Origin of the sequence: Streptomyces sp. NPDC127117 (genome assembly GCF_042677325.1) — a bacterium.
Classification (GTDB): Bacteria; Actinomycetota; Actinomycetes; order Streptomycetales; family Streptomycetaceae; genus Streptomyces.
The window spans coordinates 64,773-85,921 of record NZ_JBHXTM010000002.1; the positions used below are offsets into that span (position 1 = coordinate 64,773).

18 protein-coding genes are annotated in these 21,149 nt (G+C 71.2%); 5 read left to right on the plus strand and 13 right to left on the minus strand.

The genetic code is table 11. The features are described 5' to 3' along the window. Positions 1-61: 61 nt before the first annotated feature. The 7 genes from ACFVH0_RS02340 to ACFVH0_RS02370 form a co-directional block, all read right to left on the minus strand. Entirely contained in the window at positions 62-1,135 is a 1,074-nt protein-coding gene (locus tag ACFVH0_RS02340; RefSeq protein WP_385817569.1) for an LLM class flavin-dependent oxidoreductase, read from the minus strand. Between the two features lie 4 nt (positions 1,136-1,139). After that, positions 1,140-2,042 (minus strand): ABC transporter substrate-binding protein, encoded by a 903-nt coding sequence (locus tag ACFVH0_RS02345; protein ID WP_385817570.1) that lies wholly within the window; start codon positions 2,040-2,042, stop codon positions 1,140-1,142. Further along, the gene (locus ACFVH0_RS02350) at positions 2,043-2,801 is read right to left on the minus strand and encodes an ABC transporter ATP-binding protein (protein ID WP_385817571.1); all 759 of its coding nucleotides are present in this window, start codon (positions 2,799-2,801) and stop codon (positions 2,043-2,045) included. Continuing rightward, the gene (locus tag ACFVH0_RS02355; RefSeq protein ID WP_385817572.1) at positions 2,798-3,628 is read right to left on the minus strand and encodes an ABC transporter permease; all 831 of its coding nucleotides are present in this window, start codon (positions 3,626-3,628) and stop codon (positions 2,798-2,800) included. The genes ACFVH0_RS02350 and ACFVH0_RS02355 overlap by 4 nt, the downstream gene beginning before the upstream one ends. Then, entirely contained in the window at positions 3,625-4,638 is a 1,014-nt protein-coding gene (locus tag ACFVH0_RS02360; RefSeq protein ID WP_385817573.1) for an NrtA/SsuA/CpmA family ABC transporter substrate-binding protein, read from the minus strand. The genes ACFVH0_RS02355 and ACFVH0_RS02360 overlap by 4 nt, the downstream gene beginning before the upstream one ends. A gap of 14 nt (positions 4,639-4,652) precedes the next feature. Beyond that, entirely contained in the window at positions 4,653-5,678 is a 1,026-nt protein-coding gene (locus ACFVH0_RS02365) for an ABC transporter substrate-binding protein (RefSeq protein ID WP_385817574.1), read from the minus strand. 158 nt (positions 5,679-5,836) lie between these two features. Then, complete coding sequence (locus tag ACFVH0_RS02370; protein ID WP_385817576.1) at positions 5,837-5,947, minus strand: putative leader peptide; 111 nt, start codon at positions 5,945-5,947, stop codon at positions 5,837-5,839. A gap of 196 nt (positions 5,948-6,143) precedes the next feature. Here ACFVH0_RS02370 and ACFVH0_RS02375 point away from each other — a divergent pair, with 196 nt between their 5' ends. Both ACFVH0_RS02375 and ACFVH0_RS02380 read left to right on the plus strand, forming a co-directional pair. Then, a complete protein-coding gene (locus ACFVH0_RS02375) occupies positions 6,144-6,926 on the plus strand; it encodes an IclR family transcriptional regulator (protein WP_385817577.1) in 783 nt (260 codons plus the stop codon). A 97-nt stretch (positions 6,927-7,023) separates the two neighbouring features. Continuing rightward, entirely contained in the window at positions 7,024-9,282 is a 2,259-nt protein-coding gene (locus ACFVH0_RS02380; protein WP_385817578.1) for a DEAD/DEAH box helicase, read from the plus strand. A 55-nt stretch (positions 9,283-9,337) separates the two neighbouring features. Here the strand turns inward: ACFVH0_RS02380 and ACFVH0_RS02385 are convergent, their stop codons facing one another. Then, on the minus strand, positions 9,338-10,393 hold the full coding sequence (locus tag ACFVH0_RS02385) for a multicopper oxidase domain-containing protein (protein WP_385817579.1): 1,056 nt from the start codon (positions 10,391-10,393) through the stop codon (positions 9,338-9,340). A 194-nt stretch (positions 10,394-10,587) separates the two neighbouring features. Here ACFVH0_RS02385 and ACFVH0_RS02390 point away from each other — a divergent pair, with 194 nt between their 5' ends. After that, entirely contained in the window at positions 10,588-13,080 is a 2,493-nt protein-coding gene (locus ACFVH0_RS02390) for a ThuA domain-containing protein (RefSeq protein WP_385817580.1), read from the plus strand. Next, positions 13,077-15,317, plus strand: a complete 2,241-nt coding sequence (locus tag ACFVH0_RS02395; RefSeq protein ID WP_385817581.1) for an OmpL47-type beta-barrel domain-containing protein — start codon at positions 13,077-13,079, stop codon at positions 15,315-15,317. Before ACFVH0_RS02390 ends, ACFVH0_RS02395 begins: the two co-directional genes overlap by 4 nt. Before the next feature lie 12 nt (positions 15,318-15,329). Here ACFVH0_RS02395 and ACFVH0_RS02400 read toward each other — a convergent pair whose 3' ends face one another. Both ACFVH0_RS02400 and ligD read right to left on the minus strand, forming a co-directional pair. Further along, positions 15,330-16,409, minus strand: a complete 1,080-nt coding sequence (locus ACFVH0_RS02400; RefSeq protein WP_385817582.1) for an ABC transporter permease — start codon at positions 16,407-16,409, stop codon at positions 15,330-15,332. Next, positions 16,406-17,416 carry a non-homologous end-joining DNA ligase gene (gene ligD, locus ACFVH0_RS02405; RefSeq protein WP_385817792.1) on the minus strand — a complete coding sequence of 337 codons (1,011 nt, stop codon included), beginning with the start codon at positions 17,414-17,416 and terminating at the stop codon, positions 16,406-16,408. Before ligD ends, ACFVH0_RS02400 begins: the two co-directional genes overlap by 4 nt. A 97-nt stretch (positions 17,417-17,513) precedes the next feature. Between ligD and ACFVH0_RS02410 the strand changes: the two genes are divergently transcribed. Continuing rightward, the gene (locus ACFVH0_RS02410) at positions 17,514-18,581 is read left to right on the plus strand and encodes an ATP-dependent DNA ligase (RefSeq protein WP_385817583.1); all 1,068 of its coding nucleotides are present in this window, start codon (positions 17,514-17,516) and stop codon (positions 18,579-18,581) included. On the opposite strand, the gene ACFVH0_RS02415 is transcribed toward ACFVH0_RS02410, so the two are convergent. From ACFVH0_RS02415 to ACFVH0_RS02425, 3 genes are read right to left on the minus strand one after another with little or no spacing between them, the layout of a single operon-like run. Further along, on the minus strand, positions 18,564-19,778 hold the full coding sequence (locus ACFVH0_RS02415) for a lytic murein transglycosylase (RefSeq protein ID WP_385817584.1): 1,215 nt from the start codon (positions 19,776-19,778) through the stop codon (positions 18,564-18,566). The genes ACFVH0_RS02410 and ACFVH0_RS02415 overlap by 18 nt on opposite strands. A gap of 23 nt (positions 19,779-19,801) precedes the next feature. Further along, complete coding sequence (locus tag ACFVH0_RS02420) at positions 19,802-20,557, minus strand: hypothetical protein (RefSeq protein ID WP_385817586.1); 756 nt, start codon at positions 20,555-20,557, stop codon at positions 19,802-19,804. Positions 20,558-20,614: 57 nt separating this feature from the next. Then, the gene (locus ACFVH0_RS02425; protein ID WP_385817793.1) at positions 20,615-21,112 is read right to left on the minus strand and encodes a hypothetical protein; all 498 of its coding nucleotides are present in this window, start codon (positions 21,110-21,112) and stop codon (positions 20,615-20,617) included. Positions 21,113-21,149 lie beyond the last annotated feature (37 nt).

Below are 21,149 nucleotides of genomic sequence, written 5' to 3' on the forward strand. Positions count from 1 at the left end.
GGGGAGCGGGGGCACGCCCGCGCTCCCGCTCCCCGGCCGCCGGTTCCGTCGCCGGACCCGGTCAGCGGGTGATGCCCAGTGCCGGAAGCACCGTTTCCGCCACCCGGTAGGCCTCCTCCAGCAGCGGGTTGCCGGAGAGGATGAACGTGTCGACGCCCAGTTCCTCGAACTCCTTCAGGCGCTCGACGACCTGGGCCGTCGAGCCGACGACCGCGGTGCCCGGCCCCGGTCGGAACAGGCTCATCCCCGGCCACATGCTGGGGTGCGTCTCCAGCTCCCGGGCGTGCGCCGGGACCTTGCCGCCGTGCTGGCGGAACTGGCGCTGCCAGCCCACGCCGTCCTCCCCCGCCCGGTCGCCGAGCTGCCGGGCGTATGTCGCCTCGCTCGTCACATCGAGGAGCCGGTCGGCCGCCGCCCAGGCCTCGTCCTCGGTGTCCCGGACGATGAGGTGGAGCCGGAGCCCGATCCTGAGCGTGCGGCCGTACGCGGCGGCCCGCGCCCGGACCCTGTCCAGCTTCTCCCTGAGCAGGTGCGGGGGTTCGCCCCAGGTCAAAAAGACGTCGACGTGCTCGGCAGCCATCTCGATCCCGGGAGCGGACGAGCCGCCGAACCAGAGCGGGATGTGCGAATCCTGGACCGGCCGCAGCTCCCTGAAGGACGCGCCCGCGTTCTTCAGGTCGTAGAAGCGGCCCTTGTGGTCGAAGACCTCACCGGCGGTGAGCCGCTTCACGATCGACCAGTATTCGGCGCTCAGTTCGTACCGCTCGTCGTGCTCCACGTGGAGTCCATACTCCTGGAGCGACTTGGTGGAGCCGTTGACGACGTTGAAGCGGAGCCGGCCGCCGAAGAGGTTGTCGAAGCTGAGGGCCATCTTGGCCAGCAGGGTGGGCGAGATCAGTCCGGGGTGGACGGCGAGCAGCGGCTTGAACGCGGTGCTGGTGGAGGCGGCCAGCGCACTGCCGAGCGGCCAGACGTCGTACAGGTCGGTGGCGAGCAGCGCACCGCTGTAGCCGAGGCGTTCGACCGTGCCGGCGAGCTGGGCGAGGTAGCCGAGGTCGACCGGCCGCCGCCCCTCGGGCTCCCAGGGGTAGGCACCTTCGCGCGGGATGACGTACCAGAGGACTTCGGTCGCCATGTCGTCATACCGCCTTGTCCGCACCGGAGCCGGCACCTTCGCCGCCGGCGAGGGCGTGGGCGACGGTGACCGGACGGTCGATGAAGCCGGTGCGGTGGAAGATGTCGGCTGCTTCCTGCTGCTCCGCGATGAAGGCGTCGGTGACCGGCTCGATCTTCCACGGCAGGGTGCGCAGCGCGGTCTCCCAGTCGTCGGCGGTTCCGCCGAGGTCGGCGGCGGCGATCTCGGCGGCCCGACGGGGGTGGGCCGCCGCCCAGTCGTCGGCACGCCGGAGGGCGCGGGTGAGCGCCTCGATGACCTCGGGGCGGCTCTCGGCCAGGTCGCGGCGGGCGAAGAAGACGGAGCGGTCGGTGATGACGTCGCCGGTGCGGATCAGGGTGCGCAGCCCGCCGGTGCGGCGGGCCGCGGCCAGTTGGGCGCCCTGGGCCACCCAGGCGGCGATGGCGCCGGTGCGCAGCAGTTCCTCGCTGTCGTCGCCGCCGCGTACGGCGGTGATGTCGTCGGCGTAGGAGAGCCCGGCGTCGTCGAGCGCCTTGGCGACGAGGTGGGTCTGCCAGGAGCCGATCGCGAGGTGGACGGTGGCGCCCTTGAGATCGGCTACCGTCCGTACGGGGCTGTCCTCGGGGACCAGGAGCGCGCCGTGTCCGGGGCGCGGGGCGGAGACGGCGGTGTAGACGATGTCGTGTCCGGCGGCCTGGGCGGTGACCGGCGGGGTGGAGCCGGTGCCGCCGAAGTCGATGACGCCGCGGCTGAGGAGTTCGCCGGTGCGGACGCCGTTGGTGTACGGGTGGAAGACGACGCTCTCGCCGAGCGGGGCCAGCTCCTCCTGGGCGAGGCCGAGCCGGGTGAGGTGGTACAGGTGGTAGAGGGACGGGTTGCTGCTGTGCACACCGATGGTGATGGTCATTCAGATCACTCCGACTTCGGTACGTTCGGGGGTGGTTGAGGGGCGGTGCGGGGCCGTCTCGACGCCGAGGTCGTCGAGGAGGCGTCGGCGCAGTGCTCCGAAGGCGGGGTCGCCCGGGTCGCGCGGCCGGTCGACGGTGACCGGTTCGTCGGTGACGAGCCGGCCGTCGCGCAGTACGGCGACCCGGTCGGCGAGCCGTACCGCCTCGTCCACGTCGTGGGTGACGAGGAGGACGGCGGGCCGGTGCTTGCGGCACAGCTCGCCCACCAGGTCCTGCATCCTGAGCCGGGTCAGGGCGTCGAGTGCGGCGAACGGCTCGTCGAGCAGCAGCAGTTCGGGTTCGCGGACCAGGGCGCGGGCGAGGGCGACGCGCTGCGCCTCGCCGCCGGAGAGGGTGGCCGGCCAGGCGTCGGCGTGCCGTTCGAGGCCGACCTCGGCCAGGGCCCGCAGCCCGTGTCCGGCGCGGCCGCGCGGCAGGGCCACCGTCACATTGGCGAGGACCTTCTTCGACGGCACGAGGCGGGGCTCCTGGAAGACAACGGTGCGGGCCTCCGGGACGAGGACCTCTCCGCCGTCGGCTCCGTCGAGCGCGCCCAGGATGCGCAGCAGGGTCGTCTTGCCGCTGCCGCTCGCGCCGAGCAGGGCGACGAACTCGCCCCGTGCGATGTCGAGCCGGAGGCCGTCGAGCACGGCACGGTCGCCGAAGACTCGTCGCAGTTCCCTCACACGTACGGCCGGTCGAGGGGTGGGGTCGGTCATCGGGTGGCTCCCTGTGGGGTGCGCCAGGGCATCAGTACGCTCTCCAGCAGCCGTACGACCATGTCGGCGGTGAGCCCGAGCAGCCCGTAGACGAGGATGCAGACGGCGAGGATGTCGGTGCGGGCGTAGCTCTGTGCCTGGGACATCAGATAGCCGATGCCGGCCGTGGCGTTGATCTCCTCGGCGGCGATCAGGGCGATGACGCTGAGTGTCATGGAGAGCCGCAGTCCGGCGAGCAGGGACGGCAGGGCCCCGGGGAGGACGACTTCGCGTACGAGGGCGAAGCGGCCCATGCCGAAGCTGCGCATGGCCTCGACGAGTTTGGGGTCGGTGTTGCGTACCCCGCTCGATGTCGACACGTACATCGGGAAGGTGGTGGCGACGGCGATGAGGAGGATCTTCGCGGTCTCGTTGATCCCGAACCAGACCATGAACAGGGGCACCAGGGAGAGGAACGGGATGGTGCGCAGGGTCTGGATGGAGGAGTCGAGGAGTTCGTCGCCGAGGCGGGTGAATCCGGTGGTGATGCCGAGGACGAGTCCGGCGGCAAGCCCGATGAGGAGGCCGAGGCCGGAGCGGGTGAGGGAGGTGGTGAGTGCGTCGGGCAGCTGCCCGTTGCCCCACAACTCCCCCACCGCGCGGAGCACTTCGGCGGGTGAGGCGAGTACGTCGGAGGTGAGGACGCCGGTGGCGGAAGCCCCCCACCACAGGACGAGGAGGGCGAGCGGGCCGAGTGCCCGGACGGTCGCGGAGCGGGTCCGGCTGCGGGCCCTGCGCCGTTGGGGGCGGGGCCGGACGAGGCCCGGGTGCAGGGTGGTCCCGCTCATTTCAGCTTCTCGATGTCGAGGAGGCTGGCGGCGACGTCGACCTTGTCCGGGGTGACCTTCTGCTCGGCGTAGAAGCCGGCGACGTCCTCGAAGCGTTCGATGTCCTCGGGCCCGATGGGGTCGACCGTGCCGCCCTTGCGGGTGAATGCGGTCTGGACCTCCTTCGCCTTCCCGGTGACGGCGGTCGGCCCGACGTCGGTGAAGACGTTCAGGTACGCGGCCGGGTCCTGCTTCTCCTTGGCGCTGGCGTCGTGGAGGTACCGGTAGAGCGCCTTGACGACCCCGGGGTGCTGCTCGGCGAAGCCGGTGCGTACGGCGTTGAGGCTGTAGTTGTCGGAGCCGATCGCGGCGCCGTCGGCGACGAAGTGGGCCTTGCCGCTGCCGATCTCGGCCACGGCGTATGTCGCCCAGACCGCCCAGGCGTCGACCTTGCCCGCGTTGAACACGGCGGCCGTCTGGTCGGGCCGCAGATATACCCGCTTGACCTTGTCGGCGGGGATGCCGGCCTTGGCGAGTGCCTTCAGGAGCAGGTATTCGCCGGTGCCGCCCTGGTTGACGGCGACCTTCCTGCCGACCAGGTCGGCGACCGACCCGATGCCGGAGCCGTTCTTGACGAGGATGCCCTCGCCGGCCGCGTCCGGGTCTACGGCGGTGAAGAACTTGAAGCCGGGGCGCTGGGCGAGCGAGGTGATGCCGGAGGTGATGGAGCCGGTGGCGATGTCGAGCTGGTCGGCGTTCATCGCCTGGGCGGCCGGGGCGAAGGGTCCGGCGCTGCCGGTCCAGCGCACCTTGGCACCGGCTTTCGCGAGCGCCTTGTCGAGGCTGCCGTCCTTCTTGCCGAGGGCGAGCACTCCGGAGTTGCCGGGGTCGGGGATGCGGATCTCGACCGTGCCCCCGGCGCCGGAGCCGCTGTCGGCCTCGGACGAGCCGCAGGCGGTGAGGGCGAGGAGTGCGGTGGCCGTGAGGAGCGCGGGGGCGGCGGCCGTGCGCAGTGGTCGGGGAAGGTGCATGGTGTCGTGGGTCCTCACAACTCAGGGGCGAAGGCGCGGTGGGCGGGGCGGGAGGCGGCCAGTTCGGTGGCGCGGCGCAGCGGCTCGGGGTCGGCCCAGGCCGTGATGTCGACGGGTTGGGGCAGGAAGCCGTGGGCGCGCAGCCCGGCCTCCTGCTCGGCGAGCAGGGTCAGGCGGTCCGGGGAGAGATCGGGGTGGAGGGTGAGATGGGTGCCCGGCCGGTAGGCCCCGGCGACGCCCTCGGCGCCGGCGCCGGTCTCGGCGCCGAGGATCCGGGCGACCTCGGCGGGCTGTTCGGCGGCCCAGTCGGCGGCCCTGAGCAGGACGGCGAGGAAGCGGTCGACGAGGCCGGGGTGGTCGTCGAGGAGCTGCTGGTGGACGGTGATGGGACGCGGGGTGCCGTTGTTGACGCGGAACCGGCGGTCGGCCAGCTCGTCGAGTTCGACGGCGACCTCCGCACCGGCCTGCCGGGCGGCCTCGACGGCCAGGGCGCCCTTGACGTAGACGGCGTCGACGTCGCCGCGCCGCAGCGCCGCCAGCTCGGCGCCCCACTGGCCCCGGTGTCCGGCGGCGGGTACGTCGACGAACGTGGCGTCGTCCCATACGAGTCCGGCGGCGGCGAGCGCGCCCTCGAAGCCGCGCAGGGCCATGGCCCGCCAGAAGTCGATGGCGATGTCGTGCACGGGTACGGCGAGCCGCAGTCCGCGCAGCGCCTCGACGCCCCGGATTCCGGAGCCGGGACGGACCAGTACGGTCTGCCGCTCCTCGATCCAGGTGAGGCCGATCAGCCGGGTCCGCTCTCCGCGTGAACGGGCCCACAGCGCGGGTACGTTGCCGCCTTCGCGGAACAGGCCCGGCAGGGCGTGGGTGTAGTGGGCGGCCCGGTCGGCACCGGGGGCGGCGTCCTGGAGGGAGCGCACCTCGATGCCGTCGGGGGCGAACTCTTCGGTGAGCCACCGGCGGTCGGCGGCGATGCCGGTCGCGGTGGGTACGGGACAGCGGGTGAACCAGAGCGTCCGGGGCAGGACGGCATACGTCATGGAGTCTTCCCGAGGGGTCGGCGAAGCAGGGGGCGCGCGGCGAGACGGTGTGGCGGGCGCGCGGCAGGTACGTCGGGGATGTGGGACCGCGTACGGCGAAGCGCCCCGGACCGTGTCGGAACGCGGCGGAGTCGAGGGCTCTGCGGAGGGGGAAGCGGTCAGCGACAGGCGGCGCTGGCGACCCGCGCCAGGTCGATGTGACGGCGCAGCGTCAGGGCGAGCGGGACCGGGGCGGCGTGGGCGGGGGTCGCTGTCCGGTGGCCGGCCATGGCACTGCTCCCTTCCGCTCGTCGGTGGTGACGTGGTGCAGACTGTCACGGACCCGGACCGGCCCACAACTCGCTTCCCATCATGTGGGATTGAATGTGAACAGAGTGTTTCCCGGCCAGGAATCCGCACCTCTCAACTCCCGTAATGTGGCAATCACATGCCCCTGATCCCCTCACGAGCGGAGAGTGAACCGATATGACCGAGGCCGCGGCAGTGCGTGCTCCCGGTGGCGCGCAGGCCGTCCAGCGCGCCTTGGACGTGCTGCACTGCTTCCACGACAACGGCCCCGACCTCAGCGCCTCCGACCTCGCCCGCCGCCTCGGGCTCGCCGCCTCCACGGCGCACCGTCTGGCCCGCACCCTGCTCGGCGCGGGCTTCCTGGAGCAGGACGCCCGTACCTCCCGCTACCGGCTGGGCCCCGCGGTGACGGAGCTGGGCAGGCTCTCGTACCACCAGCGGGGCCTTCATCTGGCCGCCCCCGAGCTGACCGATCTCGCCGAACGCACCGGCGCCACGGCCGACCTGGCGCTGCGCAGCGGCCCGCATGCGGTGATCGTGGCGGGCGGTTCGGTGACGCCGAAGGTGGGGCTGCGCAGACCGCTGCACTCCACCGCGCTCGGCAAGGTCCTGCTGGCCTGGGCCCGGCCGGGCGAGGGCGGGCCGTCCTCGCTGCCCCCGCTGCCCGCGTTCACCGACCGGACGATCGTCGAACCGGCGGCCCTGGAGGCGGAGTTGGCGAAGGTGCGGTCCGACGCCTACGCGCTCAACGACGGCGAGTCGGCGCACGGGGTGCGGACCCTTGCGGTCCCGGTCCTGGACGGCGCCGGTCATGCCCGCTTCGCCCTGGCGGTCCGGGCCACCCCGTCCGTGATCACGGACGCGCGCACCGACTGGTTCCTGGCGCAGGCCCGCTCCTGTGCACGCGCCCTGGAGGTCCTGCTGCTCTCCCCGGCCGAGCGCCGTCCGCACACGCGCTGAACGGACCGGTCTGTCGGTGCCGCGTGGCACGATAGGAATCGTCCGGGGCAGGTGCCGGGCAGGACGGCAGCCGGGCTGCGCGGACAGAGGGACGTACATGACACAGGCCGGAGCGACGGAGGACGTGGCACCCACGGGAAGGGCCGCCCGTGAGCTGCTGACCCGGGCCGAGGGGTTGCTGGAGACGGCGCGCGCCGTGCTGGCCGATCACACCCGCGCCGTCGATGCCGTGCACACCGCGCTGAAGCCGCTGCTCGACTCCCTCGTCCGCCGGGAGCTGGCCGCCATCCCGGCCTCCAGGCTCAAGGACGTCACCGAGGGCCGGCTGCGGCTCGGCGCGGTCGAGCAGGCCGGTTTCACCACCGTCGGCCAGGTCCACGAGGCCAGTCGCTACGAGCTGCGCCAGATCCCCGGGGTCGGTGCGCAGACCGCCGACCAGGTGATGGCCGCGGCCGGGCAGATCGCCCACGCGGTGCGGGACACGGTCGCGGTCCGGATAGACGTGGACGCCCCGGACGACGCCACGACCGCGCTGGTCGTCGCGCTGCACCGGCTGGTCGAGGCCGGTCCCGACGTGCGGCGGGCGGTGGCCGCGGCGGGCCGGCTCGTCGGGCGCCTCGAACCCCTGCTGGCCTCCGCGGGACCGGCGCGGGGGCGGCTGCGCATGGTGTTCACCCGGCGCCAGGCCCGCTCCCGGGCGCTGGAGGCGGTCGCCGAGGTGCGGGCCGTCGTAGGCGAGGCGGACGAGCGCGAGCTGCCGCTGCTGTTCGGGCAGGTCTCGGTCGATCTGCTGCGGGGCGCGGAGTCGGACGTCGCGGCCTGGGTGGATTTCGAGCTGCGCTCCGCCGAGTTCTACAGCCTGATCGCCGAGATGTCCGGCTCCGGCCCGGACCGGGACGCGGCCGAGGGGTTCCTGCCGTCCGGGATGGCGGACCGGGTGCGCGGCCTGCGGCTGGACGACGCGCATCTGCGGGTCTCGCTGCGCGGCTACCAGTCGTTCGGCGCGCGGTTCGCGCTCGCGCAGAAGCGGGTGATCCTCGGTGACGAGATGGGGCTCGGCAAGACCGTGCAGGCCATCGCCGCGCTCGCGCACCTCTCGGCACGGGGCGAGACGCACTTCCTGGTGGTCTGTCCGGCGAGCGTGCTGATCAACTGGGCGCGCGAGATCCGCGCCCGCTCCACGCTGCGCACGCTGCCGGTGCACGGCCCCGAGCGGCAGTCCGCCTTCGACGAATGGCGTCGCGGCGGCGGGGTCGCCCTCACCACGTTCGACGCCCTGCACACCCTGCCGGCCGCCGCGGACTGCGGCACCCGGCCCGGCATGCTGGTGGTCGACGAGGCCCACTACATCAAGAACCCCGCCACCCGCCGTTCCCGGGCCGTGTCCGGCTGGACGAAGCACACCGAACGGGTGCTGTTCCTGACGGGCACGCCCATGGAGAACCGCGTCGAGGAGTTCCGCAGCCTGGTCCGTCACCTCCAGCCGGAGCTGGCCCCCTCGATACACACCACTCATGGGGCGGCCGGTTCGCTCGCCTTCCGCAGGGCGGTCGCCCCGGCCTATCTGCGGCGCAACCAGGTGGACGTGCTGACCGAACTCCCGGCGCTGGTGCAGGTCGACGAGTGGGAGGAGTTCAGCCCGGAGGATCTCGACGCCTACCGCGAGGCGGTGGGTGCCGGGCATTTCATGCGGATGCGCCGGGCGGCGTACGCCCGTCCCGCGACGTCCGCGAAGCTGAACCGGCTGCGCGAGCTGGTGGCCGAGGCCGCGGCCACCGGCCTGAAGGTCGTGGTGTTCTCCTACTTCCGCGAAGTGCTCCACACCGTCGGACAGGCCCTGGATTCACCGGTGTTCGGCCCGCTGTCGGGCAGCCTGCCGGCCGCCCGCCGCCAGCGGCTGATCGACGATTTCGCTGCCGTGGACGGTCATGCCGTTCTGCTGAGCCAGATCCAGGCGGGCGGAGTCGGACTGAACATGCAGTCGGCCTCGGTGGTCATCATCTGCGAGCCGCAGATCAAGCCGACGATGGAGCATCAGGCGGTGGCCCGCGCCCATCGGATGGGGCAGATACGGACCGTCCAGGTGCACCGGCTCCTCGCGGCCGACAGCGTCGACGAACGGATGCTGGACATCCTGGCCCGCAAGGAGCGGCTGTTCGATCTGTACGCACGGCGCAGCGACGTCGCCGAGACGACGCCGGACGCGGTGGATGTGTCGGACGGGGCTCTGGCCCGGCGCATCGTCGAGGAGGAACAGCTGCGGCTGGCCACCGGCGCGGCCGGGGCGGTCGACGCGGACGAAACGGACGGCGCAGCCGGGGTGGACGGGACGGCTGTGGAGGTGGCGGAGGGCTGACGCCGTCGGGAAGTGTGCGTGCCCCGACGGCGTCCGGCCCTGCGGACCCGCCGTGTCAGGAGCCGTGCGCCGCCGGATCGTGCGCGGTGGTGTCCTTCGCCGATTCCTTCGCAGTGTTTTTCGCCGTGTCCTCGGCTGCTGTGCCATGGGCCGCCATGTGGTGCGGTTCATACCCCGGCACGGTGCCGTCCGGCTTGGCGACCAGCAGCAGTCCGGCCATGCCCATGTCCGAGTGGCTCTGCACATGGCAGTGGTACATCCAGGCGCCCGCGCCCACGTGTTCGCCCGCGATGACCTGGAAGCCGAAGGAGTCCGCCGGCCCGACGATCTTCGTGTCGATGACCCGGCTCGGATCATCGGGGCCGGTGAGCAGCCCGGTCCGGTTGTCCGCCCAGCGATGACCGTGGATGTGGAACGTGTGGTAATACTCGCCGTGCGTGATCATGACGACTTCGAGCCGGTCCCCCACCGTGGCCTCGAAGTCGGGGCTCTCGTGGGCCGGCTTGTTGTTGATCGTCATGTCGTTGAAGACGATCGTGATCGTCTTGTCCGGCAGGATGTCGCCCTTGCGCCGGACGATCAGCGGACCGTAGAGGCCCTTGCGGATGCCGCCGGTGCCGTGATCGGTGCCGACGACGTGGTCGTGGTAGTGCCAGTAGCCCGCGCTGCCGGGCTGCCAGGTGCCGTCCTTGCGCCGGCCGGGGGCATGGGTACGCCAGGTGTAGGTACGGGTGGCGCCCGGTTCGACGATGCTCTTGTTCATCCGGGTGCCGTCGCTCGCGATGTCGTAGTCGACGCCGTGCGCGTGGAGACTGGCCGCCACATCCGTCGTGTTCTCGAACTCGATGTGCAGGGTGTCGCCCTCGTTGATCTCGATGAGCGGCCCCGGTACCGACGCCTTCCCCTTCTCCAGGCCGTACCCGAGCTGACCGTCAGCCAGTTTCTCGGCGTACAGCTTGAGATGGCGCACCACGCCGCCCGCCGGGGCGGTATCCAGCGTGGGCTCCGCCGAGTTGGCGTCGATCGAGCCGAGGGACAACGATGTCAGGCCGGTCGCGGCCGCCACTCCGCCACCGACCAGCAGCCGCCGGTTGAAGCTCCTTCTGTCCATGCCGAACTCCCCACCGATCCAAGGAATTTGGAGCGCCGACCCGCCCCGGACGGGCCACACCGTAGCCGGAGGACTCCCGTTTATCCACAGCCAGGACAAAGTTCGTGCAATTGCCGCCATAGCTATTGGCGGACCACGAAAAGAGGTCTAGCTTCATGCGCTGTTGCAGTGACCAAAGAGGGGTGGGTGACCACATGCAGCGCGCACCACATCACAGGTCCAGATCGCGACGCGGACTCGCGGCGGGCCTCGCGGCCGGCGCACTGACCGCTTCCCTGCTCGGCGCCAACACCGCCGAGGCCAGGCCTTATCCGGAGCCGCCGGGCTCCCTGGCGACAACGTTGTCCCTGCCGTCGCCGCCGGGCGGCTCCGACGTCAAGGTGCTGGTGTTCCACGCCTCGGCCACCGAGGAGTCCCCGACGGTCGACGCCGGGATCGCGGCGATCGAGAAGATCGGCCTCACCGGTCCGGAATCCGGCCGGTTCAAGACCGTCGCCACCGACGACCCGGCGGTCTTCACCAACGGCAAGCAGCTCGGCAAGTACAACGCCGTGGTCTTCCTGACCGGCGGCGGCGACGTCCTGGACCCGGAGCAGGAGGCCGGCCTGGAGGCGTACATGGAGGCGGGCGGCGGCTTCCTCGGCATCCATGACGCCGCACGCACCGAGCCGTACTCGGACTGGTTCACCGGCCTGGTCGGCGCCCGCCCGGCCGCCGACAGCCCGACCGCCGTACAGCGTGCGACGGTCGAGATCGGCGACCGGCAGCATCCGGCGACCAAGAACCTCCCGCTGGAGTGGAAGCGCCCCGACAAGTGGCTGAACTGGACGAAGAACCCGTCCGGCGATGTGCACACCGTGGCGCGCGTCCGCGAGATCACCTACAAGCCCGGCGCGAGTGCCAACGGCTGGGACCACCCGGTCTCCTGGTGCCGCGACTACGACGGCGGCCGGTCCTTCTACACGGCGATGGGCGGTACCGCCGACAGCTTCGCGGAGACCGACTTCCGCGACCATCTGCGCGGCGCGCTGGACTGGACGACCCGGATCTCGCAGGCCGACTGCAAGGCGACGATCGACGCCAACTACAAGGCCGAGCGGGTCACCCAGCCCAATCAGCCGGGGCAGAACGACCAGATCGGCGAGCCGCACGGCCTGGTCACCGCCCCCGACGGACGGGTGCTGTACATCGGGCGCGGCGGCGCCGACAGCAGCAGGCCGGTCGTCACCGACTGGAACGACCCGGACATCGGCAAGGGTCTGGGGCAGATCCACGTCTACGACCCGAAGACCAAGAAGGTCACCCTCGCCGGTGAGTTGACGATCTTCGGCAACAAGGGCGGCGGCGACGAACTGATCAAGGTCGAGGAGGGGCTGCTCGGCATCGAGCTGGACCCGGACTTCGAGAAGAACGGCTGGGTGTATCTGCACTACACCCCGCACTCGAAGCTGGACCGCGACAAGCAGCTGGCGGTGCGCCAGGTCTCCCGCTTCACCATGGACCTGTCCAGCAACAAGCTGGATCTGTCCTCGGAGAAGGTGCTGTTGCACTGGCCCGTACAGGTCCACAGCTGCTGCCACGCGGGCGGCGGGATGGCCTGGGACTCCAAGGGCAATCTGTACATCGCGACCGGTGACAACAACTCCTCCGGCTTCAGCGACGGTTACTCCGGGAACAACCCGCAGCCGAATTACAAGGGCGTCTCGTTCGCCGATGCCCGCCGAACCGCGGGCAACACGAACAACCTCAACGGGAAGATCCTGCGGATCCACCCCGAGGACGACGGCACCTACACACTGCCCGCGGGCAACCTCTTCACCGGCGAGGAACCCGACGAGGGCGGCGGCAGGACCCGCGGCGAGATCTATGTGATGGGCGTGCGCAACCCGGCCCGGATCTCCGTCGACAAGTCGACGGACACGCTGTACGCGGGCTGGGTCGGTCCCGACGCCGGCGCGCCCTCCACCACCTGGGGCCCGGCCAAGTACGACACGTTCGCCGCGATCACGAAGGCGGGCAACCATGGCTGGCCGTACTGCATGGGCAACAAGCAGCCCTACCGGGACCGCAATCTGCCCGACCCGGCCAAGCCGCTGGGCTGGTACGACTGCGACCACCCGAAGAACGAGTCGCCGAACAACGACGGCCTGGTGAACCTGCCGCCGGTCACCGCCAACACCATCTGGTACTCGCCGCAGGGCGGTGGCGTGGACTACCCGCGCGACGCGAACGGCATCCCGAGCTACAAGGTCGAGGACCAGAAGCAGTTGCTGCCCTGGCTCAAGGGCGGCGGCCAGGCCACGATGAACGGCCCGGTCTACCGGTACGACGCGGCGAGCACCAGCGCCGACAAGTGGCCCTCCTACTGGGACGGCAAGTGGTTCGTCGGTGACTTCTACGACGACACCCAGCCCCGGCACGCCGTGCTCACCGACCCGAAGACGGTCGGCAAGGGCGGCCTGCCGACCCACGCCGAGTCGCTGCGGAAGATCATCCCGGTCGGTGCGGACGGCATCCGGAACCTGATGGACTGGAAGTTCGCCCCGGACGGTTCGCTGTACGTCCTGGACTACGGGCGCGGCTTCTTCACCTCCGACTCCAAGTCCGCGCTGTGGCGTGTGACGTACAAGGGCGGCGGTCCGACCCCGGCCGCCGAGGATCTGGCCAGGAAGGCGGCAGTGCAGTGAGACATCGTCCGGTCCTCTCCCGAAGGCGGTACCGCCCCGCCAGACTGTGGCTCGCGCTGCTGGGTTCGTTCCTGATGGTGCTGGGGCTGACCTCGACGGCGGCGTACGGCCGTGCGGCGGCTCCCGCGGACGCGGACGCGGCGGCCGACCAGGTTCTCACCTGGACCGCGGGCGACCCCATCGACCACTATCTGTCCGCCCCGAAGACCGCGGTGGCCGGCAAGGCGACCATCGTCTTCGAGAACAGCACGGCGACCGGCAACACCACCGGGATGCCGCACACCCTCACGTTCAGCGTCTCGGACCCGGAGTTCAACAACGACGTCACACTGAACATCCTGGCCAACCCGGGCGACGACCAGGGCGGCAAGCACACCGCCGAGGTCACGCTCACCCCCGGCCGGTACTTCTACCACTGCACCATGCCGGGGCACGAGGCGATGCAGGGCATTCTCACCGTGACCGACGGCGGTGGCGGCGAGGACACCACGGCGCCCGACACGTCGGCGAAGGTGGACGGTGACAAGAACGCCGACGGCGCGTACATCGGTCAGGCTACGGTCACCGTCTCGGCGACCGACGACGGCTCCGGCGTCGACACCGTCGAGTACGCGGTCGGGGCGGACGGCGCCTGGCAGCCGTACACCGCGCCGGTCGTGGTCGACGAGGTCGGTACGCACACGGTCCGCTACCGGGCCACCGACAAGGCGGGCAACGCCGCGGCGGAGAAGTCCGTCGACTTCGCGGTCGCCGCACCGCCGACGGACGACAAGACCCCGCCGGAGACCTCGGCGACCGTGTCCGGCGAGAAGGACGACCAGGGTCGGTACCTGGGCATGGCGACGGTCACCGTGACCGCCTCCGACACCGGGTCCGGCGTCAACACCATCGAGTACGCGGTCGGGGCGGACGGCGCCTGGCAGCCGTACACCGCGCCCGTGATGGTGCACGAGACCGGTACGCACACGGTCCGCTACCGGGCCACCGACAAGGCGGGCAACGCCGCGGCGGAGAAATCGGCCGAGTTCACCGTGGTCGCGCCGCCGACGCAGGACAAGACCCCGCCGGAGACCTCCGCGAAGGTCGAGGGCACCAAGAACTCCGACAACGCCTACATCACCAGCGCCAAGGTGACCCTCACCGCGACCGACGCGGAATCGGGCGTGGACAAGGTCGAGTACTCGCTCGACGGCGGCCCGTACCTCGCGTACACCACCACCGTCATCGTCGACCGGGTCGGCTATCACACCGTCGCCCACCGGGCGACGGACAAGGCCGGCAACACCTCCGTGGCGAAGCAGGTGTCGTTCACCGTCGCGGAGAGCGGGGGCGTCCCGGCTCCGAACTGCCCGGAGTTCGACGAGCGGCTCACCGTCATCGTCGGCACGGTCGACACCGGTGTCCCCAACCGCATCACGGGCAACCGCTGCACCATCAATGAACTGATCGAGGACGAGAAGGACTGGTCGTCGCACGCGCTGTTCCTCAAGCACGTGGACGGTGTCCTCGACAAGCTCCTCACCGCGGGTGTGATCGACGCCCGCGAGCACAAGAAGATCTACCGGGCGGCCAAGGAGTCGGGCATCGGCAGGCCGGGCCAGGACGAGGGGTACAAGAAGCTCTTCGACGGCACGGCGGAGTCGCTGGCCAAGTGGCAGCAGGTCGGTGGCGGGAAGTTCGGGCTCAACGCGGACGGCTCGATCACCAGCTCCACGACCGTGGACGGCATGGGGATGCTCTGGTTCCCGGGCCGGCAGTACGGCGACTTCTCGCTCAAGCTCCAGTGGCGCGACGACGCGCCCGGTGCGGGCAACGCCAACGGCGGTGTCTTCGTCCGCTTCCCGAACGTCCACGACAACCCGGAGGAGTCCCGCCCGGAGTGGGTCGCCATCAAGTACGGCCATGAGGTGCAGATCCTCGACAGGCCGGACGGCGACATGTACAAGACCGGATCGGTCTACGGCTTCGACCGGATCGGTCTGGCCGGCGCCGGGGTCACCCCCAAGGGCACCTGGAACGACTACGAGATCCGGGTGGTGGACCAGCACTACTCGGTCTACCGCAACGGTGTCCTGCTGAACGAGTTCGACAACAACCGCGGCCAGGTCTTCGAGCCGCCGCGGGGCGACGACCCGGGCACCGACGGCAGGCGGTACTCGTCCGGCTACATCGGACTCCAGGTCCACAGCACCTCGGACGTCATCTCGTACCGCGACATCCGTATCAAGGAGCTGTAGTCCGGGACCGGTTCAGGTGGCCGTGGCCGCGTGCTGAGGCATGTGGTCACGGCCGCCGGGGTGCCGGTGTCGCCACACCCAGAACACCGTGCACGAGACCAGCGCCCAGCCGGCGAGGACCAGGTAAGGGAAGACCCGCTGGTGTCCCTGGTAGTAGACGGCGGCGTGCTGGGCGTTGACCGAGGCGCCCGGGGGGAGCCAGCGGCCGATGAAGCCGAGCACCGACGGCAGCAGCGGCCAGGACACCGCACCACCGGAGGACGGGTTTCCGAGCATCACCATCAGTCCCCAGGTGGGGATCATCGCCCAGCGCCCCATCAGGGCGTTGAACATGGTGAAGACCATGCCCGTGGTGAACATGGTGAAGGCGAGGATCAACCACGACTGGACGAACGGCAGGTCGACGGAGCCGAGCAGCCAGTCCACCACGGCGGCGATGGAGAACCCGCCGAGCAGGGCGTAGGCGACGGTGAACCCGACCCGCTCCAGGGGCTCCAGCGCCTTGGCGTGCACACTCAGCTGGATCGCGCCGATGAACCCGACGATCACCGCGGCGAGCGAGATGTAGAAGAGAGCGAGGCCGCGCGGGTCGCCCCGCTGCAGGGGCTTCACGTCCGTGACCTTCACCGGCACATGAGCCGCTTCCCCCACCTTCAGCGTGGACTCGGCGAGCAACTGGGCGACCGAGGCTCCGGAAGCGCTCGCGACGTCCAGACCGACCCCGCCATCCTCGGACCGCAGGACGGCGAAGACCTTCTGCTCCTCCAGCGCGAGGCGGGCTTCGGCTTCGGTGGCGTACTCGTGCAGCACCAGCGACGTGTCGAGTGCGCCCTCCAGCCGGTCGAGGAAGACCTTGTCGCGCGGGGTGTCGAGCTCGCCGACCACAGCGGCCGGAATATTGCGCGGGGTCGGGTTGGCCATCGCGTACGTGTAGGAGCCCGCGAAGAGACCGGCCGCGGCCGCGATGATGAACAGAAGCACGACGGCGGGCAGATACGGGGACGCCTTGAACTCCGACCATCGGTCACCGCGGGCCGGGGGCCGGGCATGTTCCCCGTGCGGTACGGCGGGCTCCAGGTCGGGCGCGCTCACCCCTCGGCGTCCTCGTCGTGCCGGGCCCGGCTCGGCTGGACACGTTTCGGCTCGCCCGGCATCTTGGGGTACTCCGGCGGGTACGGCATGTCGCCGAGCCCGCGCTCCCGCTCGTCGCGGTCCGCCAGCTCCAGCAGCCCGTCGAGCCGGAAGGCGTGGTCGTCCATGTCCGCGTGCACATCACCCACTTCGGCGTAGCGCTTCGGCATGGTCCTGATGTCGAAGTCGCGCGGTTCGGCGTCGTCGATCTCCTCCCAGCGCAGCGGTGCGGAGACCGGGGCGTAGGGGCGCGGGCGTACGGAGTAGGCGGAGGCGATCGTGCGGTCGCGGGCCGTCTGGTTGAAGTCGACGAAGATCCGCTCGCCGCGCTCCTCCTTCCACCAGGCCGTGGTCACCCGGTCCGGCATGCGGCGTTCCAGTTCCCGCCCGGCGGCGATCGTGGCCCGTCTGACCTCGGTGAACGTCCACTGTGGTGTGATCGGGACGAAGACGTGGATGCCCCGGCCGCCGGAGGTCTTGGGCCAGCCGCTCAGCCCGTGGTCGTCGAGCACGGACCGCAGCTCGTGGGCGGCCCGCACCGCGTCGGCGTAGTCCGTTCCCGGCTGCGGGTCGAGGTCGATGCGCAGCTCGTCCGGGTGGTCGGTGTCGGAGCTGCGGACCGGCCAGGGGTGGAAGGTGAGCGTGCCGAGGTTGGCCGCCCAGATGACGGCGGCGAGCTCGGTGGGGCAGATCTCGTCGGCGGGCCGGCCGCTCGGAAAGGCGATCCGGGCCGTGGGGATCCAGTCGGGAAGGTTCTTCGGGGCCCGCTTCTGGTAGAAGAACTCGCCCTCGACGCCGTCCACGAAGCGCTGGAGGGTGGTGGGCCGGTCGCGCAGGGCACGGGTGATGCCGGGCCCCACGGCCAGGAAGTACCCGGCCACGTCCCTCTTGGTGTAGCCCTTCTCCGGGAAGTAGACCTTGTCCGGATTGGAGAGCCGTACGGCCCGTCCGCCGGCTTCGAGTTCCACTGCTTTCGCCGCTGCACCCATGACGGTCACGGTAGGCCGAGGGCACATATGGCGCATATCGGGAGACTTGTGTCAGGTGATGCGTGAGAATCGGGCCATGGATCTGCCGGTGATGCCTCCCGTGAAGCCGATGCTCGCCAAGTCCGTGTCCAGGATCCCGCCGGGCATGCAGTACGAGGCCAAGTGGGACGGATTCCGCGCGATCGTGCACCGGGACGGCGAGGAGGTGGTGATCGGCAGCCGCACCGGCAAACCGCTCACCCGCTACTTCCCCGAGCTGGTCACCGCCGTCCGGGACAATCTGCCGCCGCGCTGTGTGATCGACGGCGAGATCGTGATCGTGTACGACGGACGGCTCGACTTCGACCGGCTCAGCGAGCGCATCCACCCCGCCGATTCCCGGGTGCGGCTGCTGGCCGAGCAGACCCCGGCCAGTCTGATCGCCTTCGACATACTGGCGGTGGGCGACGATTCGCTGCTCTCCACCCGTCAGTCCGACCGCCGCGCCGTACTGGAGGCGGCCCTGTCCGGCGCCTCGGCCCCCGTCCACCTCGCCCCGGCGACCACGGACCCGGCGCTCGCCCAGGAGTGGTTCGAGCGGTACGAGGGCGCCGGGCTCGACGGTGTGGTGGCCAAGCCGCTCGATCTGCCGTACCGCCCCGACACCCGGGTGATGTACAAGATCAAGCACGAGCGGACCGCGGACTGCGTGGTGGCGGGGTACCGCTTCCACCGGAGCGGCCCGGTCGTCGGCTCGCTGTTGCTCGGCCTGTACGACCCGGCGGGCGTGCTCCAGCACGTCGGCGTCTGCGCGGCCTTCTCGATGAAGCGCCGGGAGGAACTGGTCGCGGAGCTGGAGCCGCTGCGCGTCGACTTCTCCGGTCACCCGTGGGCGGCCTGGGCCGATGCCGAGGCCCACGAGCGGGCCCGGCTGCCCGGGACGCAGAGCCGCTGGTCCGGGAAGAAGGACCAGTCATGGGTGGCGCTGCGCCCGGAGCGGGTCTGCGAGGTGGCCTACGACCACATGGAGGGCGACCGTTTCCGGCACACCGCCCAGTTCCGCCGCTGGCGGCCGGACCGCGCCCCCTCCGGTTGCACGTACGCGCAACTGGAGGAGGTGGTGCGGTACGACCTGGCCCAGGTGCTGTCAGCCGGCGGACGCTGAGCCCGACGGTGTGGCGCACGGGTCCTCGGTGGTGCTCGGGTCGGGGTCCGGGGACTCGGTGGTTCCGGCCGTCTCGCTCGGGTCCGGTGACGGTGATCCGGTGGGGCAGCCGGGGCCCGGCTCGGTTGTGCCGGGGTCGGGGCTGGTGCCGGGGTCCGGGGTGGCCGGTCCGCTGTCGGTGGGATCGGGTGAGCCGGTGCCCGGGTCGGTGGGGTCCGGGGAGAGGGTGGGGTCCGGGGAGCCGGTCGGTGATCCGGAGGGCTTCGGGGTGGTGGACGGCGAGGGCTGGTGCGAGCCGCCGGGCTGCGGGCCCACGATGATGCCGCCGTCCGGGGCGCCGGGGCCGCCGACCGGGTGCTTCGGCTTGTTCGGTCCGCCCGCGCCGGGGCTCCTGGGCACGGTGCCCTTGCCGTCGGCCACCGGGTGGATGCCCTTGCGGTAGAACTCCAGCCAGGACAGCACGGTGCGCAGATAGGTGTCCGAGTGGTTGTAGCTGAGGATCGCCCGGTCCAGATCGGCCTTCACCGACAGATCGCGCGGTCCGGCGCAGAGGTAGTGTCCGGCGGCGAGTGCTGCGTCGTAGATGTTGCCGGGGTCACGGCGGCCGTCACCGTTCCCGTCCTGCCCCCAGTGGGCCCAGGTCGACGGGATGAACTGCATCGGGCCGACCGCCCGGTCGTAGCGCCGGTCGCCGTCGTAGGCGCCGCCGTCGGTGTCCGGGATGTTGGCGAATCCCGCGCCGTTGAGTACCGGCCCGAGGATCGGTGTGAGCGTCGTGCCGTGGGCGTCGACCCGGCCCCCGCCCGCCTGGCCGGACTCGACCTTGCCGATCGCCGCGAGTAACTGCCACGGCAGCCGGCAGCCGGGGTCGGTCCGCCCGAGTGCGCGCTCCGCCTTGCGGTAGGCGGCGAGCACCGTGGCCGGGATGCCCGCCTCGGACCACGAGCGGGCGGCGGCCGGGCTCTGCTTCCCGCCTGCCTTCGGTGGCTCCGGCGACTGCAGCGGCGGCAGTTCGGTGTGGTATGAGTCGTCGTTGGGTACGTGCGACCACTTGACCTCTTCGGTCTCCGGGCGCTCCTTCGGCGGCGCTTCGTGAGCGGCGGTCCCCGGTGCCTGGGACGCGGTGAGCGCGGCCATCGCGGCGACCGCGGCCGCCGTGCCGCCGAGTCCGCGGCGCATCGTGCCGTTGAACCTCATGCGTGCTCCCCTCTCCCCCCGGGTCACCGGGTGAACGTATCGATGGCGGAGATCCGCCAGGTGTCGCCGCGGCGAACGGCGTCCACGGCGAACATGGCCGCCGCGTAGGTCGTCTCGTCCGACTTGCCGGTACGGGTGTTGCTCTGGTCGGCGAAGATCAGCAGCCGGGCCCGGTCGCCGTCGAGAAGCTCCACGCCGCTGTCGGTGACGGTGGTGGTCAGCACGAGTTTCTGCTTCTGCCCCTGGGCCCTGACCTGGGCGAGCATGTCCTTGTGCTGCTGCACCGCCTTGCCGACCAGATGCGTACCGGCCGCCTGTTCGGACTTCTCGGGCGAGGCGTAGTCGTACGAGAAGACCGCGCCGACGGCGTCGGAGATCTGGCCCTTCACCTCGCTGGTGCGGCTGATGTCGGTGAGGGCGGTGTTCTGCCGGGACGGGTCCTCGCGCAGGCTGCCGGCCGAGGCGAACGCCCAGGCGGCGAAGGCACCGAGCAGCACGGTGAGGGCGCAGAGCACGGCGGGCAGCCGGATCCGGAGACGGGACGGCCGCTCGCCCTTCGGTTCCTTCTCCTCCGGGGCCGCCGCCGGAGCGGCGTCGTCACCGCCCTCGTCCTGCGTGGCCTCGACATCGGTGCCGGTGTCCTTCGTGGACAGCTCCGGCGCCGCTCCGTCGAGTGCGGTGTCAGGGGTCGCGGTTCCGCGCGCCGGCGCGGCGGCGCGCTCCGCGGCGACGGTGGCCAGGCGGCGCTGACGGTTGACGAGGTGACGGGTCGTCGACATGTCCGGTGGTCCTCTCGGTGGCGGGGTGGGAGTCGGAGGCGGTCGGGTGACCGGCTCTCAGCCGGCCGTGTTGCCGACGGGTGCCTGGCCGAGGGCGCTGAGCTTCCACCCCTCGGAGGTACGGCTGAGCCGGCCGAGCATCCGGCTCTCCTTCACCGCGGGCTTGCCCTTCGGCGCGGTCACGGTGACCCGCAGCGCCACCATCACTCCGGCCTTTCCGGCCCGGTCGTCCAGTTCGGTCACCGCCCCGGACAGGATCTGCGCCGTGCTGACCGTCTTCGCCTCCTGGATCTGTTTCACGAACGCGTCCCGCCCGTCGACGAGTTGCTGGTGCAGATCACCGGTGGTGGAGTCCTCCCAGCTGTCGAGGCCCTTCGCCAGCTTCCGGTGGTCCAGCGTGTTCATGTTCTGCACGGCCTGCTCGCCCGCGGCCAGTGCGTCGTCGCGCGCCTGCGCGTACGCCGCCGACTCGTCGTGCGCGGCCTCGTAGCGGGAGACTCCGCCCCAGGCCGCCGCCCCGGCCGCCACGACGGTCAGCACGACCGCCGCCGCCATCAGCGGGTTCCTCGTGATCCGTACCCGTGCCATTGCT